Origin of the sequence: Ancylomarina longa, assembly GCF_003996985.1 — a bacterium.
Taxonomy (GTDB): Bacteria; Bacteroidota; Bacteroidia; order Bacteroidales; family Marinifilaceae; genus Ancylomarina_A; species Ancylomarina_A longa.
The window spans coordinates 35663-54455 of sequence record NZ_RJJX01000023.1; the positions used below are offsets into that span (position 1 = coordinate 35663).

At 34.7% G+C, this 18793-nt stretch carries 18 protein-coding genes and 2 tRNA genes; 6 read left to right on the forward strand and 14 right to left on the reverse strand.

What is annotated here, in order from left to right; translation table 11 throughout:
• Positions 1-45 precede the first annotated feature (45 nt).
• The 13 genes from ruvA to DLK05_RS13655 all read right to left on the reverse strand — a co-directional run bounded on the left by ruvA (position 46) and on the right by DLK05_RS13655 (position 11420).
• Positions 46-627, reverse strand: coding sequence for a Holliday junction branch migration protein RuvA (gene ruvA / locus DLK05_RS13595; protein ID WP_127344558.1), 582 nt, complete (start codon positions 625-627; stop codon positions 46-48).
• A gap of 176 nt (positions 628-803) precedes the next feature.
• A complete protein-coding gene (gene pdxA / locus DLK05_RS13600) occupies positions 804-1859 on the reverse strand; it encodes a 4-hydroxythreonine-4-phosphate dehydrogenase PdxA (RefSeq protein ID WP_127344559.1) in 1056 nt (351 codons plus the stop codon).
• A 148-nt stretch (positions 1860-2007) separates the two neighbouring features.
• Entirely contained in the window at positions 2008-3447 is a 1440-nt protein-coding gene (locus DLK05_RS13605; RefSeq protein ID WP_127344560.1) for a leucyl aminopeptidase family protein, read from the reverse strand.
• Positions 3448-3579: 132 nt separating this feature from the next.
• Entirely contained in the window at positions 3580-3960 is a 381-nt protein-coding gene (locus DLK05_RS13610; RefSeq protein ID WP_127344561.1) for a hypothetical protein, read from the reverse strand.
• Positions 3961-3996: 36 nt separating this feature from the next.
• Positions 3997-4989: a DUF4837 family protein gene (locus tag DLK05_RS13615; RefSeq protein ID WP_127344562.1), complete on the reverse strand. Its 993-nt coding sequence runs from the start codon at positions 4987-4989 to the stop codon at positions 3997-3999.
• 27 nt (positions 4990-5016) lie between these two features.
• Entirely contained in the window at positions 5017-6465 is a 1449-nt protein-coding gene (locus DLK05_RS13620; protein WP_127344563.1) for a lytic transglycosylase domain-containing protein, read from the reverse strand.
• Between the two features lie 258 nt (positions 6466-6723).
• Positions 6724-6915 carry a twin-arginine translocase TatA/TatE family subunit gene (tatA, locus tag DLK05_RS13625; protein ID WP_127344564.1) on the reverse strand — a complete coding sequence of 64 codons (192 nt, stop codon included), beginning with the start codon at positions 6913-6915 and terminating at the stop codon, positions 6724-6726.
• Positions 6916-6998: 83 nt separating this feature from the next.
• Positions 6999-8348, reverse strand: coding sequence for an RIP metalloprotease RseP (rseP, locus tag DLK05_RS13630; protein ID WP_127344565.1), 1350 nt, complete (start codon positions 8346-8348; stop codon positions 6999-7001).
• A gap of 75 nt (positions 8349-8423) precedes the next feature.
• Positions 8424-9572 (reverse strand): 1-deoxy-D-xylulose-5-phosphate reductoisomerase, encoded by a 1149-nt coding sequence (locus tag DLK05_RS13635; protein ID WP_127344566.1) that lies wholly within the window; start codon positions 9570-9572, stop codon positions 8424-8426.
• Positions 9573-9589: 17 nt separating this feature from the next.
• A complete protein-coding gene (locus tag DLK05_RS13640; RefSeq protein ID WP_127344567.1) occupies positions 9590-10462 on the reverse strand; it encodes a M23 family metallopeptidase in 873 nt (290 codons plus the stop codon).
• A gap of 118 nt (positions 10463-10580) precedes the next feature.
• Positions 10581-10653, reverse strand: a tRNA-Met gene (locus DLK05_RS13645).
• Positions 10654-10735: 82 nt separating this feature from the next.
• Positions 10736-10808, reverse strand: a tRNA-Met gene (locus tag DLK05_RS13650).
• Positions 10809-10970: 162 nt separating this feature from the next.
• Positions 10971-11420, reverse strand: a complete 450-nt coding sequence (locus DLK05_RS13655) for a DUF4268 domain-containing protein (RefSeq protein ID WP_127344568.1) — start codon at positions 11418-11420, stop codon at positions 10971-10973.
• Between the two features lie 125 nt (positions 11421-11545).
• On the opposite strand from DLK05_RS13655, the gene DLK05_RS13660 reads away from it, so the two are divergent.
• The 6 genes from DLK05_RS13660 to rnhA all read left to right on the forward strand — a co-directional run bounded on the left by DLK05_RS13660 (position 11546) and on the right by rnhA (position 18212).
• On the forward strand, positions 11546-12694 hold the full coding sequence (locus tag DLK05_RS13660; RefSeq protein WP_127344569.1) for a metallophosphoesterase: 1149 nt from the start codon (positions 11546-11548) through the stop codon (positions 12692-12694).
• Between the two features lie 11 nt (positions 12695-12705).
• Positions 12706-13386 carry a DUF4956 domain-containing protein gene (locus DLK05_RS13665; protein ID WP_127344570.1) on the forward strand — a complete coding sequence of 227 codons (681 nt, stop codon included), beginning with the start codon at positions 12706-12708 and terminating at the stop codon, positions 13384-13386.
• 20 nt (positions 13387-13406) lie between these two features.
• Positions 13407-14474: a hypothetical protein gene (locus DLK05_RS13670; protein WP_127344571.1), complete on the forward strand. Its 1068-nt coding sequence runs from the start codon at positions 13407-13409 to the stop codon at positions 14472-14474.
• A 101-nt stretch (positions 14475-14575) separates the two neighbouring features.
• Positions 14576-15181, forward strand: coding sequence for a ribonuclease HII (rnhB, locus tag DLK05_RS13675; protein ID WP_127344572.1), 606 nt, complete (start codon positions 14576-14578; stop codon positions 15179-15181).
• A gap of 258 nt (positions 15182-15439) precedes the next feature.
• Positions 15440-17617: a S46 family peptidase gene (locus tag DLK05_RS13680; RefSeq protein WP_127344573.1), complete on the forward strand. Its 2178-nt coding sequence runs from the start codon at positions 15440-15442 to the stop codon at positions 17615-17617.
• 136 nt (positions 17618-17753) lie between these two features.
• Positions 17754-18212, forward strand: a complete 459-nt coding sequence (gene rnhA, locus DLK05_RS13685) for a ribonuclease HI (RefSeq protein ID WP_127344574.1) — start codon at positions 17754-17756, stop codon at positions 18210-18212.
• Between the two features lie 138 nt (positions 18213-18350).
• On the opposite strand, the gene DLK05_RS13690 is transcribed toward rnhA, so the two are convergent.
• Positions 18351-18710 carry a DsrE/DsrF/TusD sulfur relay family protein gene (locus tag DLK05_RS13690; RefSeq protein ID WP_127344575.1) on the reverse strand — a complete coding sequence of 120 codons (360 nt, stop codon included), beginning with the start codon at positions 18708-18710 and terminating at the stop codon, positions 18351-18353.
• Positions 18711-18793 lie beyond the last annotated feature (83 nt).

The following is an 18793-nucleotide window of genomic DNA, read 5'->3' on the forward strand; positions in this document are numbered from 1 at the left end:
TGATTGATGATTACCTTAGGTTAGTAAAGCAATTACGTTGATCCTTTACAATTGTTTCAAGGCCATTTTTATTAAATCTTCCACACTTGAAGATGGATTGGCCATATATAATTTATCTACTATTTTACTGACTGGATTTTTAGAAAAGCCTAGCATCACTAAAGCAGATAACGCTTCATCTTTGGTAGTATTGTCCTGTGGAATTGAAAATTCCATAATATCAGAATCCTTACTCAATTTATCCTTCAATTCAATTATAATTCTTTGTGCAGATTTTGCTCCAATCCCCTTCACACTTTGCAAAGTTTTTACATTATTGGACAAAATAGCTGTTTGAATTTCGGAAGGAGAAAGAGATGAAAGCATTACTCGAGCAGTATTAACTCCCACCCCAGAAACTGAGATTAAATATCTGAATATCTGGCGTTCAGCAGCATCAACAAATCCAAACAGAAGATGCGCATCTTCACGAACTACCTGATGTAGAAACAACATCACATTCTTACGTCCCGATAATTTTGAGTAAGCATTTAGAGAAATATTCAAAAAATAGCCGATCCCATTATTGTCAACCACTACTGAAGTTGGGTTAAGCTCTACCAAATCTCCTTTAATATATTCGAACATAAATTCTAAATTGATTGATTCTGAATTGAAAGACTTAAAATATGTAAAAATATGCAATATTAATAATCGGAACTCCTCTTAAAAATAGATTTTCAAAATAAATCAGTAAATATATTTAAGAGACAAAATAAAGAGCGATTTTATCAAATCGCCCTTTTTCGATTAGTATATTCTACTTATGAATTTTTGGCTGTATCAGATAATTTCAAAGGATCTTTACTCACCTCCTCATATCCTGCTCTGCTGCGATAAACATCAAGTGCTAAATATAAAGCTTCGCGGAAAGATTTTTCGGAAGCATTATTAAGTCCGGCGATACTATAAGCAGTACCATGAGCGGGAGAAGTTCTTATTTTTGATAACCCTGCTGTAAAATTAACTCCCGAATCAAAGGCCAAAGCTTTAAAAGGTGCTAATCCTTGATCGTGATACATCGCAAGGATGGCATCAAATTTCGAGTAAGCATCCGAACCAAAAAATCCATCTGCAGGAAACGGGCCAAGAGCCATAATTCCCTTTTTGCGGGCCTCCTCTAACGCAGGTATAATAATTTCTTCTTCCTCTGATCCAATTAAACCATTGTCTCCTGCGTGCGGATTTAGACTAAGGACAGCAATTTGAGGTCTGCGAATCCCAAAATCTCTTAGTAAAGAATCATTTAGAACATCCAACTTACTCAAGATATTATCTTTGGTAATTTTCTCCGGCACCTTAGAAATGGGTACATGACCTGCAACTACACCGACTCTCAATTTATTACTTATCAATAACATTAAAGATTTACCCGATTCCAGCTTAGACTCCAGATATTCTGTATGACCGGGAAAATCAAAATCTTTAGATTGAATATTCTTTTTATTGATCGGAGCAGTAACCAACACATCAATATCACCTTTTTTAAGATCAGATACTGCTAACTCCAAAGCTTGAAATGAAGACATTCCTGCACTTTTTGTTGATTTCCCTAATTCAACTTTTATATTTTCATCCACACAATTTATGATATTGGCTCGTCGAGGATGAGCTTCATTAGCCTCATTTATATTGTTGAGACTAAAGTTGTCAATATTAAGTGCCTTTCTATGGTAAGCAGCTACTTTCGGGGAACCATAAATAATTGGGGTACACAATTCAAAGATACGGTTATCCATCAATGTTTTCATGATAACCTCATAACCTATTCCATTAATATCACCGTGAGTTATTCCAACTTTTATTTTAATATCCTTCATGTTCTAATTATTAGATTTTCAATTCCAGCCACTTATTTATCAACTCATCAATTTTCAGAATTTAATCTCGGTGTAAATAAGAGCTCTTTATGAATGATTACAAAAATAACAAGAATATGCTATTAGGCAGCATGATTCCAACTATTCCTTATGATTGATATTTTTTGATAAATTCAAAAAGCAGGCGAACACCAACCCCTGTTCCTCCTTTACCACGGTAATTATCTTTAGCACTTAAAAATGCAGGTCCTGCAATATCAATGTGTATCCAAGGATAATCGGTAAAGTGTTCCAGAAATTTCCCTGCCGTAATCGCACCTCCATCACGAGTTCCTATATTTTTTAAATCAGCAATATCCGATTTAATCAATTCATCATATTCTTCCCAAAATGGAAATTCAACGATTCGTTCATGAACAGTATTTCCCGCTTTTTTTAAACTATCCATTTTTTCCAAACCATTCTCATTACCCATAGCAACGACACCATACTTGCCTATAGCTACAGCTGCTGCACCTGTTAATGTTGCAAGATCAATCACAAACTCAGGATCATATTTTTTTGCATAGGTTAAGGCATCTGCCAAAACCAAACGACCTTCTGCATCGGTGTTTAGCACCTCCACACTTATACCGTTGAACATATTGATGATATCACCAGGAGCATAGGCATTTCCTCCGGGACGATTATCTGTAGCCGGAACCAATCCGATAACATGAACCGGGATTTTTGATTTAGCGATAGCATACATTGCACCAGCAACGGCAGCAGCTCCACCCATATCCGATTTCATCAAATCCATACTATCCTTTGTTGGCTTAAGACTCAATCCTCCAGTATCATAAACTATACCTTTCCCAACAAAAACAATAGGTTTACTATTTACTTTATTCAGTGGATTCCACTCCAAAATTGAAAAAGTAGGATCTTCAATACTGCCTTTGTTAACAGCAAGCAATCCTCCCATTTTTAAACTTTGAATTTGCTGTCTCTCCAAAATATCTACATCGAAATTTGCATCGACTCCCATTTGTTTAAACTCTGCACTTAGTCGATTAGCAGTAAGAAAACTATTAGGCTCATTTACCAAATCACGAGCATATTTTACTCCAGTTGTTAATGCTACCAGTTCCTCAATTTGATTCTTGGTTAGTGTTTTACTTTCGAGCTGAAGATGAGTCAAATAATACTTTACTTTCTTAGTATCACTAAGGTATTTTATAAATTGGTAGTTAGACAAAACCAAACCCTCGATTAAGGCTAATAAAAACTGATCTGAATCAAATTCATCTTTTATAATTAAGGATGTAATTCTATTTTCCTGACATATTCCATGAAGCTTGTATCCTAATTGTCTTGTGCCTTCTAAATTCTTATCTGTGCATTCCTGTAATTTCGAAACATGTACAAAAATCTTGTGAGAATATCTGTTAAATTCAATTATCTCCACATCACCATCTAATTTTGCTTTTAAATAAGCCATTTCTTCCGATGAGATTGGTAGTTGTTCATATTTTGATTGCGAGACAAAATAAAATTCATTTTCCTTGCCTGTGAGTGAACCTGATTTTATCAATTTTATATTCATAATATTTTAGTTTTTAAAGTATTATAACAAAATAAACTATACCGTAAGTCACGATAAAAATAGTAAAATGAATTCGCAAACTATTTTTCAAACAAGAATAAAAAAAACCGCAGATTAAATCTGCAGTTATATTTACAATTTATCAGGATTTTCCTTGAAATAATTTCTGATTAAAACTTTTTTCAATTCCCTCAAGATTACAAGTTCAGCTAAAAGATCTGATTGTGGCACATCCGGATAGGACAGTTCTGCTTTCATAATTTGTTTCTCACTCAAATCAATTTGATACAATAACAAAACCAAACGGTGATAATCCCGATCCAACAACCATATTAGGTGTTCTCGTAGTTGAGAAAAAATCTCCTGGTACGCGTAGTCCATTTCTCCTGAAAATTGAACCTCCATACCAAATTGGGCAAAATCTTTCTCAATTTGAGCAGCAACTTGCCTAATAATCTCTTTTCGATTTCGATATGTTTCAATACTCAAATTATTGAAATCGGGTACATTCATGCTCTGAATTTTAAATACAGGAAAAAATAGTTCTAACTATTTTACCTTTTCATAAGAATACATAATTGCCTCTAATTCACGCAATAGCTCCCTCTTCTTATTGTTTGGATAATAAACGTACGAATCCATACAGATCACGCGATTGCTTTCTTTATCCAGAAAGCTTATACTAACAAATGGACCTCCCATAAAATCATTCTCCACCTTCCATAAGCCACGAGTTTCAAAAGCATAATTCCCTTGAAATTCGAATTGACGAAATGAGATTGGAAATCCCTTTTCTGTTGACATATAACTACCTGCTTTAGGTCCAGGCACATTTGCTTTTAGCAAAAAATTTCTCTTTTTTATTACTTCCTCTTTGGTAAAAGCATTTTCTGATTTATAATCGTAGGAGTATATGAACATCCCTTGGCTTGTAGTAGGAGTTTCATTACTAATCCAAACGAAGTTATCAGCCTCTTTATTTATCACATAGCCAGCAGGAAATGACAAGGTAAAATCGAAATCCTTTTTAAGTTTTTCATAAATTTCCTGTACAACATTTTTCTTGAAAACTTTAATTTTCCGTTTCCTCTCCCCTAATAAAAAGTAACCAACAATTTTATTTCTATTCTCATCAAGTAATTTAATCATTCCTTGCTTACTTCCTGCTTCAACTCTCATGAATGCTTGTGTTTTTGCATACATGTCGTCTTTTACAGAAATTTTATCCTCAGAAATTTTTGAGGATATACGAAGATCTAAAATACTACGATGAGTTTTAAACATTCGTCCAAAAGCATTATGCGTTATATGTAATATATCCAATACTGGTTCATCCTGAGGCATTCCAAGTTGAGTTTCATGCAATATTGATTTTAAAGTATCCCCTACAGCTCCATCCCATAAGGCATCATTAACCAGAACCAAAACCTCACCTGATTTTCCTGTAACAACAGGTCTTAACCCCTTTGTGGTTTTCTTACATGAGAGTGTACTTATTGCTATTAATGCACACAAACTAATAATTTGAACTATTTTTTTCATAATTTGAATAATAAGAGTTGAAATATTTTACTCATATTGTACTATCTTTAAAATCATTCCCTGTTCCACGGAAGTTGATTTATCCATACCATTTATATCCACCAGATCATTTAGTGATTTTACTTTAAATCGATTTGCGATGGACTGAAGACTATCTCCATCCTGGACTTTATAAAGCAAAAATTTACTCTTTCGAAGAAGAGGGTCACGCTTAGGCTTTTGTGCTAAAGTATCCGAAGGATAAACCCATATTTTTAATTTTTGACCAACATAGACATCCTGACTATCCATTCCATTCCACTCCTTAATATTGTGAATAGTGCATCCATATTTCATCGCAATCTTATGAAAATATTCTCCAGCTTTCACTTGGTGAATTACACAATACTTTCCCTTTGTAGATGTCAAGTCTTTTTGCAAATCCAAATACTTTTTCTCTTCCTTTTTCATTGCATAAATTTCATCTTCATGATCTATAAATTGACCTACTTTTTCAATCGGCAAAACCAATTTGGCTGGCAATTCCCCTTCTGGAATAAAATCCATTTTATAAGTCGGGTTCAATTCTCGAACAGACTCCAAAGGCAATTGCAAAATCTTAGCAACACTCTTAAAATAAATAGAATGATCGATTGTGACCGGTGAAATCCGAAAATATGGATAATTATTTTTACCGGCAATGATATTGTGTTGGCGACTGTAATTCATAATATAATTAACAGCAATAAACGCTGGAACGTAATTCTGAGTCTGGCGAGGAAGATAAGGAGATATTTCCCAAAAATTTGTTTTACCTCCTGATTGTTGTATGGCATCCCGAACAACTCCCGGTCCTCCATTATAAGCAGCTAAAGCCAATTGCCAATCTCCAAAAATACGATACAGATATTGTAAATATTTACATGCAGCTTCGGTAGATTTTTCAGGATCCATCCGTTCATCCACGTAAGATGTGATTTTTAGATCGAACATCTTACTTGCATTGTACATAAATTGCCATAAGCCAACAGCTCCAGAACGTGATTTTGCCTTAGGATCCAATGCTGATTCAATCACAGCTAAATATTTTAGCTCCAATGGCAAATCATATTTATCGAGATACTCTTCAAAAATGGGGAAATATAATTCTGACCGTTCAATAATTCGTCCCGTTTTCTCACGGTGCTTTATGGCGTACGCATCTATATACCTTCGGACAATAGGTTTGAAATCTAACTTTATTGGTGTTTGTTCATCTAATTTTTCTAATCTTGTCTTATAAATATCATCAGAAAATACCGGGATGAAGTTGGCATCAAGAATTTGATTCTCCGGCAATTCTTTACTCATGATCTCATCAGTAAAATAGATCAATCGCTGATTTATTTCATTAGGATTCTCAGGCTTTTCCTTATGAAGGATATGAAATGATAATTGCCCCGAAACATGTGCAGTTAATGAAAAGAAGATCAGAATAAAAAGTAGATGTTTCTTCATACAAGACAGCAATAAAATACTTTTAAATTTCGTAAAATTAAACGAAATGAAGATAGTTATTTTACAAAAAAATCAAAACCAAATATGCAATAAAGAATCAGAATTCTCGATAATCATTTCTAACCAGATTGCAATTCACCATTCCCCTGTGACTATTCTCTCCAACTCAATAAATAATCAAGGAATCTAAAATCAAAGCATATTGCAACACAACAAATTTATTGAAAAAAAAGGCAGGTAAAATCCTGCCTAAGATTATTATTTTTCTTTCGAATTTTTATCTTTTTCTTTTTCGTCAGTATCTGTCGCTTTTTTAAACTCTTTCATTCCCTCTCCTAATCCTTTCATTAGTTCAGGAATTTTTTTACCACCAAATAAAAGTACAATTACGAAAACAATAATAACAATCTGCCAAGGGCCAATAATTCCAGCTAATACAAACAGGTTCATATCTTTTGATTTTTTTGTTCAACAATGCTAATTTACTATTTTTTAACAAATTAAAAAGGCAAATACTCCTAACTGTTCCCTAGTTATTTAGAAAACAATTTGATGATATCATTCGCATTTGCGAAAATCAAAAGACCAAAGAGTATAATCATGCCAGCAACTTGAGCATATTCCATAAACTTATCACCGGGCTTTCTTCCTGTAATCATTTCATATAAAAGAAACAATACATGACCACCGTCTAAAGCCGGTATTGGTAGAATATTCATTATAGCTAAAATAATGGATAAAAAAGCAGTAAGATTCCAAAACACATGCCAATCCCAAACTCCTGGAAAAATATTCCCAATAGTGATAAAACCACCAATAGATTTATAGGCTTTAGTTTTAGAAGAAAAGATCAGTTTAAATTGTTTCAGATAAGAATCTAATGAATGAATACCTTTTCCAATACCTGCAGGAATAGATTCTAAGAAGCCATATTTTATGGTTTTAAATTCAAATATTTTTTCAGATTCTTGCACATTAAATCCCATTTTGCCTTCCTCTGTCAATTCTAAATTTGTCTTTACTTCTTGTCCGTTTCGATTTAAAACAACTGTAACTTTCTGGCTCCGGTGTTTCAATAAATAGGACTGAAATTCATCGTAATATTGAAAGGATAAACTATCTACTAGTGCAATTTTATCTCCAACTTTAAAACCCGCTTTTTTTGCAGGGAAATCTTTTTGCAGTCTACCTACCGACAATTTATCTAATGGATATCGTAAGCTAATGGTTGAAGACATACTAAAACCCTTACTACTATGAGCTAACAGCTCAGGCACAAATGAAGTAGGAACCTCAATCGTTTTTTCTTCATTATTACGTACCACCTGAATGGTCTTCGGATTATTCAAAATGATATTGGGTACAATCTCTTTGTACTTTTTTATCTTCTGATGGTCTAAGGCTACAATTTTATCACCATTCTGTAAGCCGATGCTTTGCGCCAGTGAGTCGCAAACAACGCCGTATTTTACGTTTTCTGCTGGAAGATATTGTTCTCCCCAGGTATAAAGCACCGATGTATAGATCAAAAAAGCCAACACAAAATTTACGAGGACTCCGCCAATCATGATAAATAAACGCTGCCATGCTGGTTTGGATCTAAATTCATATGGTTTAGGAGGCAATTTCATCTGCTCCTTATCCATAGATTCGTCTATCATTCCTGAAATTTTCACATATCCGCCTAAAGGAATCCATCCGATACCATATTCTGTTTCTCCTTTTTTAAATTTAAATAAGGAAAATCCAGGATTAAAGAACATGTAGAATTTCTCCACTCTGGTTTTAAATATTTTGGCAAATGTAAAATGCCCCAACTCATGTAAAACCACTAATATTGACAAGCTCAGTAAAAACTGTCCTATTTTAACTAATATTTCCATTCAATTTCGATTATAAATTTGATCTTTTTATCAGCTCAGTCTGATAAATTCAAAGATGCCTAAGGTAAGTATTTTTTACAACATAGAATAAGCCATTTTTCGCACTTCTCTATCCGTATAAACGTAATCCTCATAATTGGGATTTTTAATAAAATCTGCCTTGAACATGCAGCTTTCGATGATGTCACTCATCTGCAAAAAGCCTACTTTTTCTTTTAGAAATGCATCCACCATAATTTCATTGGCAGCATTTACAATACATGGTAAATTACCTCCTTTATTCATCGCCTCGTAGGCTAGTGAAAGATTTTTAAAGTTTTCCCGATCTGCAGGTTCGAAACTTAATTCAGGATAATCCATAAAATTAAATCGAGGGAAATTTGTCTTTAATCTCTTTGGATAAGTCAATGCAAATTGAATTGGCAATTTCATATCTGGCAATCCCATTTGTGCTTTCATAGATCCATCTTGAAACTGAACCAAAGAATGAACGATGGATTGATAATGCACGATTACGTCTATTTGATCCGACCTTAAGTCAAACAACCACTTGGCCTCAATGGCCTCAAATCCCTTATTCATCATACTTGCAGAATCAATTGTGATTTTTGCACCCATATCCCAATTAGGATGTTTTAAGGCTTGTGAACAGGTTACTTGCTCTAAAAATTTCTTATCCTTACCCCGAAACGGACCACCTGAAGCAGTTAAATAAATCTTTTCAATAGAATTCTCAAACTCTCCAATAAGACATTGGAATATCGCGGAATGTTCTGAATCAACAGGATAAATGCTCACACCATATTGCAAAGCTAATTTCTGAATGATTTCTCCTGCAACTACCAGCGTTTCCTTATTTGCCAGAGCTATATTTTTCCTGGCTTTTATAGCATTTATAGTTGGTAATAAACCAGAATATCCAACCATGGCGGTCACAACCACATCAATTGAACCCATTTGCACAACTTGAGCAATAGCATCTATTCCCGCGTAAACTTTTATTGGCAAATCATTCAGTGCATCTGATAATTGAGAATACTTATCTTCGCAAGCAATAACAACTACATCGGGTTGAAATTTTTTAGCCTGCTTAATTAATAAATCAGTATTATTATTAGCCGTTAAAACATCAACAATAAATTCATCAGGATTAGCCTCTACCACTTCCAAAGTTTGCGTTCCAATGGAACCTGTCGATCCCAAGATGGCTATGTGTTTACTCATTAAAAAGAGTTTTTTGTTTAAAATTTGATATAATCTTCCGGATTTAAAGGATGGCCATTGCGCCACAACTCGAAATGCAGGTGAGGTCCGGTTGTCAGTTCTCCTGAATTCCCCAGTAAAGCAATTGCCTCACCAGCCTTCACATGTTCTCCTGCTTTTTTAAGTAATTCAGAATTGTGTTTATATACAGACAGTAAATCATTGGCATGTTGGATTTGAATAACATATCCAGTATTTAATGTCCACTCTGCAAAAATAACCGTCCCATCTAATACGGAAGAAATTCTATCGTTCATTCCTCCTACAACATCTGTCCCGTAATGCTCCAGCTTAGTATCAAAATGACTGGATACCATTCCTTTAATCGGCGGGAAGAAATGAGTATTTGACAATCCTCTTCTTTTAGACGCACTTCCTAAAGACAGATTGTATTTCTCATCAGCCTCGTGCTCCTCTCTAAAAATAGAATCAGTAGTAGATTTTGTGAATTTCAAGTTTTTGTAGCGTGGATCTACAATAGAATCAGCAGCATCCTGCGCAATATTATCGAAGTCATTTCCCGATACTACATTTCTTATTCCCTGAAAAAAACGATCTCGTTTTTCTAACTCATGACTGAGAGAATCTACTAATACGGCATTATTCTCAATGTTTTTACGCATTTCACCATCAGGATAACCAGGAATATACTCTCGAAGAGGAGTAAATGCGATAAACAAAGTAACTAAAGCGATTAATACAATAGAAAAAAGCCCTGTAACAGTAAATACATTAAGGCGCGAAAGGCGAATGGATAAGACTTCATCAAAAGATGCTTCATTGGAAATGGTAAGCCTATATTTATTTTTTAATTTCTCAATTAAAGGAGTTTTCTCTTTTAAATGACTCATAATGAAAGAATCTAAAATATTTACGCAAAGGTAATAGAAATAGCGGAAATTATTTTCGCTCGCCAATTAAAATAGGGGAATAAAAAAAGCTTGGGAAGTTCCCAAGCTTTTCTCTTAGTAGCGGGGACCAGACTCGAACTGATGACCTTTGGGTTATGAGCCCAACGAGCTACCAACTGCTCCACCCCGCAATATATCTTTTGATTATTAATCTTCTTACAAATCACTTCCGGTTAAAAAAAAGCTTTGAATAATTCAAAGCTTAAATCTTAGTAGCGGGGGTCAGACTCGAACTAACGACCTTTGGGTTATGAGCCCAACGAGCTACCAACTGCTCCACCCCGCAATATATTGTAAGAATAATATCTCTCGATTTGCGGTTGCAAAGATAAACGCCTTTTAATCGAAAACAAAATTTCAGGAATAAAAATTCAGCTCTGCATCCACAGAATCTGCCCTTCGCTATATCTACTACCTGTTAATCACGAAGATATAGATGAAATATTTTTTACATACTTTGTACTACTTCCTTTACATCCAAAAATGCTTCCTCCAAAATTGTCATTTTACCGAACAGAAACTGATAATACTCCTCCCAATCCTTTTCATTGTAAACATCAGCCTTTTTCAAACGAAAATATATCCTACTTACCTCTTTAAAATCATCTATAAAATAATCTCTTTCCCAAAGTAATTCTGCACCACAGGTTTCCATAATTACGGGCTTATACTTTACAAAACGATCAAAAATTCGATAACGCACCTGATCTAGCTTATTATCAATCTGAAGCATTACAAAAGCTCCATGGTCGTTTAAGTCAAATTTTAACTGAGTGCCTTTCACCTGTGTTCCCCTTAAAACCCATGAGGTCATCTTTCTTCCCTGTTTCTTTGAGTATCGTTTAAATCCATCCCAGAAACGAATCCGAAACTCTTTTGCTTCTTCTTTGCTATACATGTAATATTCCTTTTGCAACAAAAATAAGATATCTAGGCCTAAAATGTTTCCTCAAAGCCTAAATTCATCAAAAATGAGAATCCGGAAATAATCTTATCTTCAACTACTCTAAATAAGATTTTTTTATGCGAAAGAAACATCCTCTTTATATTCTCTGCCTCCTTTTATGCATCACACTATCATCAGAAAAAATATATGCACAAAAAGAAAGTAATCTGACAGACACACTTTTGGTCTCCAATTATACAGAAGGCCCACACATTAGGTACATCAGCAATAACCGAGTTGATGTCTTTTACATTCAGCATGATAGTCTGAAAAACACAACGGAAAAAATTCAAAAATCCTTTCGTTTCAAACATGACACCATTGTTTTTGAAGGATTTGCCGACAAGGATACACTACGCTATATTATTCCTAAAAAAATACATCCCGATCGGAATATTTACCCACCTGCTGATAAAATTATAGTTTTAGGCGATATCCACGGTGAATTTACCTCCCTATTATCTATCCTAAAAAACAATCATGTTATAAACAATCAAAACAAATGGATTTTTGGAAAAGGACATGTTGTTTTTACCGGCGATATATTTGATCGTGGGAATCAGGTACCCGAATGCCTATGGTTAATCTATCGGCTCGAAATAGAAGCACGTAAACAAGGTGGTGCTGTTCATTTTCTTTTTGGTAATCATGAAATGATGGCACTTTTATTTGACGACAGATATGTTCAAAATAAATATTTGCATGCCGCACGCTTTCTACATTATCGATATGGGCATTTTTTTGACAAACATTCGGTATTAGGACTCTGGTTACGCTCTAATAATACCATGCTTCGAATTGGTGATCAATTGTTTGTACATGGTGGAATTTCACCTAAATTTTTGGAGAAAAAAATGTCCATTTCTACGATAAACGAACAAATGAGGTATCATTTAAACAATTATACGGCTTTAAAAGACACTTCATTAGTAGATTTATTCTTATCTTCAGAAAGTCCGTTATGGTATCGTGGTTATTTATCCCGAACCCCAAATTACGATCGTATATCATTACAAGACGTTATAAAAACCTTAGATTTTTACAAAGCCATTGTTATAATATTCGGACATACGCCAGTAACTCGTGTATATCCATTTTATTCTTTCAAATTAATAGCAATGGATGTTCCAATTGGAGATCCTCAATTTATTACCCAGGGATTATTGATTGAGAATCAAAAATATTATAGGATATTTACACATAAGGAAAAAGAACGATTACGATAAAGAAAAAAAACATGGTATTACTCACACATCTGTTAAACTTATCCACTTTGTCTGTCGACATACTATCCTCCAGTAGTATCCTGGACATGCTTGTTCGATTTTGCTTAAATATGGTCGTTACCGTATTTGTTATCAACTATGTGTATTTTAAAACTACCGGTAAGCGATCCTATGTATTTACATTTATCATGATCAGTACCACGGTATTTTTCCTTTGTTTTTTGTTGGGAAGTATTGATTTGCAATTGGGTTTCGCTTTAGGCCTTTTTGCAATATTTGGAATCATTCGCTACAGAACAGACACTATTCCTATCCGCGAAATGACTTACCTCTTTTTGGTAATTACCATATCGGTAATCAATGCATTAGCCAGAAGGGACGTTAGTTTTACAGATATTGCTTTCACAAATGTTGCCCTAATGGTTACAACCTGGGTAATGGAAAAAGTTTGGATGCGTCGTCAAAAAGCCAGAAGAACAATCATTTACGATCGGCTTGATTTGATTCATCCATCCAAGCATGCTTTGCTAAAAGCTGATATTAAAGACAGAACAGGATTAGAAATCGATCACTTTAAAATCGGGCAAATCGACTTCACAAAAAATAGTACCAGATTAACCATTTTCTATAAGGAAGATTCTTCTTCTATTATTTTAACAGATGCTGAGCTTAGCGATAAAAGTCTTGATTAAGAATTTAATTTTTGCGACAAATGGCACGAAAGAACCTACCAATTATTCTAATTCTGTTTTGCACCACTTTAGCGATAGGACAAACAAAACAGCCAGTTAAGAATAGTATTTATCGTGCTCCAGATCTTTTCGAATCAGATTCTTTGATTGAGCTTTCGATCACTACAGATTTAAAAGATTTAGTTAAGGATACAGGAGGAAAAAGGAAGTATCATAAAGGGAGACTTTCCTATCATCTTAGAGATTCCATTGTTACCATGTCTGTGGATCTTAAAACCCGTGGAAATTTCAGAAAAGACAAAAGTGTTTGTGCTTTTCCTCCTATTCGCATAAAATTCAATAAAGCTGGTTCCAGCTATTCCATTTTTCATGATCAGGATAAACTAAAAATGGTTACGCATTGTCAAAATCGTAATGATAGATATGAACAAATGCTAATCCAGGAATATCTTATTTATAAGGCATACAATATATTCACACCCGAAAGTTTTCGTGTTCGATTGGCAAAAATAACTTATAAAGACAGCAAAAATCAGATGAAATCTCTTGTGAAGTTTGCTTTTTTCATAGAAGATTTTGAAAAAATGGCCAATAGAAATGGAATGATTGCCAGATACGATAAAAAAATTCATCAAAATCATACTTTGCTAAATATGATTACCAAATTAGCTATTTTTGAATATATGGTCGGAAATACCGACTGGGGAGTTCCCACCCTTCACAATATCAAACTTATTTCCAAAACTCCTAATTCTCGCACTATTGCTGTACCCTACGATTTTGATTGGGCTAGTCTGGTTAATGCTCCCTACGCAATTCCTAATGAAAAACTGAATATTAAAACCATCCATGAAAGACTATATCGCGGATACAAAAGAACTCCCCAAGAACTGGAATACATCTTTCGGGAGTTCAGAATGAAAAAGAAGATGCTTTATGCTTTGTATACCAATTGTCCTTATCTGGCAGATAATGAAAAAGAACGAGCGCTAAATTATTTTGATGAATTTTACGAAATAATCGATAATCCCAGACGTATAAAATCAGAATTTATCGATCCTGCCCGAGAAATTAGATATAAAAAGTAAATATCCACCCTCCCTGTCATCCAATTTTATGCCAGAAAACCTTTCTTTAAATTTATATCTCACCATTAATACTACCTATATTTGTGAGAAATTAATCCAATATGAGTTTATTAGAATCCTACTTACAAGCCGACAGAATTGAGGCAGGTTGTGACGAAGCAGGCAGAGGATGTCTGGCTGGATCTGTATTTGCAGCCGCAGTAATTCTACCTCCGGATTTCACCAATGAAATACTGAACGACTCCAAGAAATTATCAGAAAAAAACAGATACGCTTTAAGGGAGGTAATTGAAAAAGAAGCTTTAAGTTGGGCCGTTGGGATTGTAACAGCCGCAGAAATTGACCAAATCAATATTCTAAATGCGTCCTTTCTAGCCATGCATCGAGCCATTCAGCAATTAAAAATTACTCCGCAGCACCTATTAATTGATGGCAATCGGTTCAAGGCTTACCCAACCATTGACCATACTTGTATTATAAAAGGAGATGGCAAAATGGCATCTATTGCAGCAGCTTCAGTTTTAGCCAAGACTTATCGGGATGATTATATGCTAAAACTGCATCAAAAATATCCCAATTACGGCTGGGATACCAATAAAGGATACCCTACAAAAAAGCACCGAATGGCAATAAGAAAATATGGAATTACAGATTTGCATCGCAAAACTTTCGGATTATTACCCGATCAATTAGAGCTAAAACTATAAGAAATCAGCTCATTAAATTGTATTCAACGGCTAATTATATCGAGAAAACCAGAACGTTCATCGAATAAACCCAAATCCAACACCCATTCAATCTACTGACTATGTGCTGATTACAAAATCAAGATCTAGCATATTTTTTAAACACAAAACAGAATTAAAGAATAATACTAACTTTGCTTTTCAACTAAATACTTACAATTAAACTCCAAGGTATATTGATTTTCATCTTGGGTTAACGTAAAAATTAAATCGATAGAAATGAGAAAATTTGCATCATTAATTTTGGGATTAAGCCTGTTGCTTAGCTTCACAAACGTGCAAGCGGATGAAGGTATGTGGCTTTTATCTCTGCTAAAAAAGAATTCTGCCGAAATGCAGAAAATGGGTTTAAAATTAAGCCCGGATGATATCTACAATATCAATAAATCCAGTTTGAAAGACGCAGTTGTTGGTTTGGGAACAGAAAGCAGACCATTCCGTCATTTTTGTACCGGTGAAATTATTTCTGATCAAGGATTGTTTTTAACCAATCACCATTGTGGATTTGGTTCTGTTCAATCACATTCAACTCCAGAGCACGATTATCTTTCTGATGGTTTTTGGGCATATAACAAAGGTGAAGAATTAACTAATAAAGATATTACTGCTTCAATTTTGGTTCGCATGGCCGATGTAACCAAAAAAGTACTTGCTGATGTAAAAGATGGAATGACTGAAGAGGAACGCTATAAGGCAATCGAAAAATCAGCAATCGCCATCGAGAAGAAAGCGGAAGAAGGAACTTATTATAAAGCCAATGTAAAAAGCATGTTTGCAGGAAACCAATACTTCCTTTTTGTATATGTAATTTACAAAGATGTTCGTTTGGTTGGTGCTCCTCCATCCTCAATGGGTAAATTTGGTGGCGATACCGACAACTGGATGTGGCCACGCCATACAGATGATTTCTCTATGTTCCGTATTTATACGGCTCCTGACGGCAAGCCAGCAGAATATTCTGAAAATAACATTCCATTGAAACCAAAGCATCACCTTCCTGTTTCAATTAAAGGAGTACAAGAAAATGATTTTGCCATGGTAATGGGATTTCCCGGAACAACAAATCGTTATCTTACTTCTTTCGGATTAAAAGAAACCATGAATATCGTTAATCAAAATCGTTACGATATCAGGTCGCTTAAATTGAAGTTGATGAAGGAAGAAATGGTGAAAGATCCTAAGGTTCGTATTCAATATGCTTCGAAATATGCAGGTAGTGCCAACTATTGGAAATATTCTCACGAACAAAATATAGCATTAACCAAATTAAATACCGCTACTCACAAAACAGAAATTGAAAAGGAGTATTTAAATTGGGCTAATCAAAAGCCAAAAAGAGCTGCTAAATATGGCAAGGCTTTAAATACGATTGCCAAAGCATATGAGGCTAGCAAAGATGCTACTTATGCAGTATCGTATTTGAATGAAGCACTAAGAAGAGGTGCTGAAGCTCCAGGATTTGCTGCAAGAGCAAAAGGACTTTATGCTTTATTAAAAGCCGAAGCCAAAGATACAGTAGCCATTGCAAAATCAATTGAAGGATTAAAAGCGTCTGCAAAAAGATTTTATAAAGACTATAATACTGCTACCGATCAGAAATTAATGACTGGTTTATACAAGATATATGCAAATCATATTGCAGCAAACAAACGACCTTCCATTTTTGACACTATTGCCACTAAATATCAAGGTAATTTTGAGCAATTTGCGAAGGAAGCTTATGTTACTTCAGTATTTGCAAGCGAAGAAAAATTCAACGAATTTGTGGAGAATCCATGCCCTGATATCCTGGACAATGATTTATTATACCAGGCTGGTATTTCGGTTATGAAAGCCAGCAAAAAACTAATGTCTTCTCTAACCGCAAATGCGGACGACCTACGAAAAGGACAACGCCTTTTCGAAGATGGTTTACTTCAAATCAACAAAGGAAAAAATATGGCTCCTGATGCCAATTCTACCTTACGATTGACCTTTGGTAAAGTTGGCGGATACACTCCTAAAGATGGTGTTTACTATAAGCATTTCACTACACTTAAAGGAGTAATGGAAAAAGAAGATCCTAACAATCCCGAATTTGTGGTTCCTGCTAAATTAAAGGAATTGTATCAGAAAAAAGATTTCGGACAATATGCTAATAAAAACGGTGAATTGAACACTTGTTTCCTAACCAATAACGACATTACAGGTGGTAATTCCGGTTCTCCGGTTATTAACGCGAATGGCGAATTGATTGGTGCTGCTTTTGATGGTAATTCGGAAGCAATGTCAGGAGATATTGATTTTGAAGAAAATCTTCAGAGATGTATCTGTGTTGATATTCGCTATGTGCTATTTACCATCGACAAATATGCAGGTGCACACAACCTGATTGAGGAGATGACTATTGTGAAGTAATTAACCACTCACTACATATTACAAAAGGATGTTCGTATTTTTCGGGCATCCTTTTTCTTTTACTCTAGCTTTGTTTCCTATTAATCGAAGCAATTATTTTTCTTACTTTTGATTTTGAAAACCACAAAACGATAATATGACAGCAAAAATCACCATGTTTACCGATGGCGCAGCAAGTGGAAATCCGGGACCCGGAGGTTATGGTACGGTTCTTATTTCGGGAAAACACCGCAAAGATCTTTCGCAAGGATTTAAATGCACAACCAATAATCGCATGGAATTAATGGCTGTAATAGCAGGCTTAGAAGCCTTAAAAAATCCAGGCTGTGAGGTAACCATTTATTCCGATTCAAAATATGTGGTAGATGCTGTAGAAAAAAAATGGGTATTCGGCTGGGTACAAAAGCGCTTTAAAGGCAAAAAAAATCCCGACCTGTGGATGCGATTTTTGGAGATATACAAAAAACACAACGTGAAATTTGTGTGGGTAAAAGGTCATGCCAATATACCGGGAAACGAGCGTGCCGACCAATTGGCTGTAATGGCTTCGCAACAACCAAACCTTCCCGAAGATACAGGATATGCTCCAGAGTAATTTAATTGTCCTATTTTCAAAATCCTTAATTACATATTATGGAAGAGCGAACATACGTCATGTCTAAAATAAAGTCTATAACAAAATTCTCTCTTCCTGACGGTTTAGACCTCACAAATTATCAGTTATTATTCGCTATCAGAATGACAAAACTTTATCACATTCAACAGTCCATTGAGTAAACTCTTTCATATTGCTTAGTTTTATTCCTTCAATAAACGCTAATTTGTCAATTCCACGAGCTTCGGAACAACCAGTGCAACTTTTTACTTCACCACCATTTCTAATAACTCCCTTTAACATTCTTTCAATATTATAGTATCCATTTGGTGTTTTTTGATTTGGAAGTCCACAAGTAACTGCATCAGCAAGTAGAAAAATTTTTACTTCAACTCTATCCCCATGTTCTTTTTGTAATGTCATCGCCATTCTTAAAGCGTTATATGCTTTCTCCGTACCATAAGGAGCATCGTTAATTACAAATAAAAAATTTTGCATAACTATATAGTTTTAGGTTAAATTATCTGTGTTTTCAAACAAACTATTTACAGCTAAGTCTATTCGGTAGAACCGTAACCAAC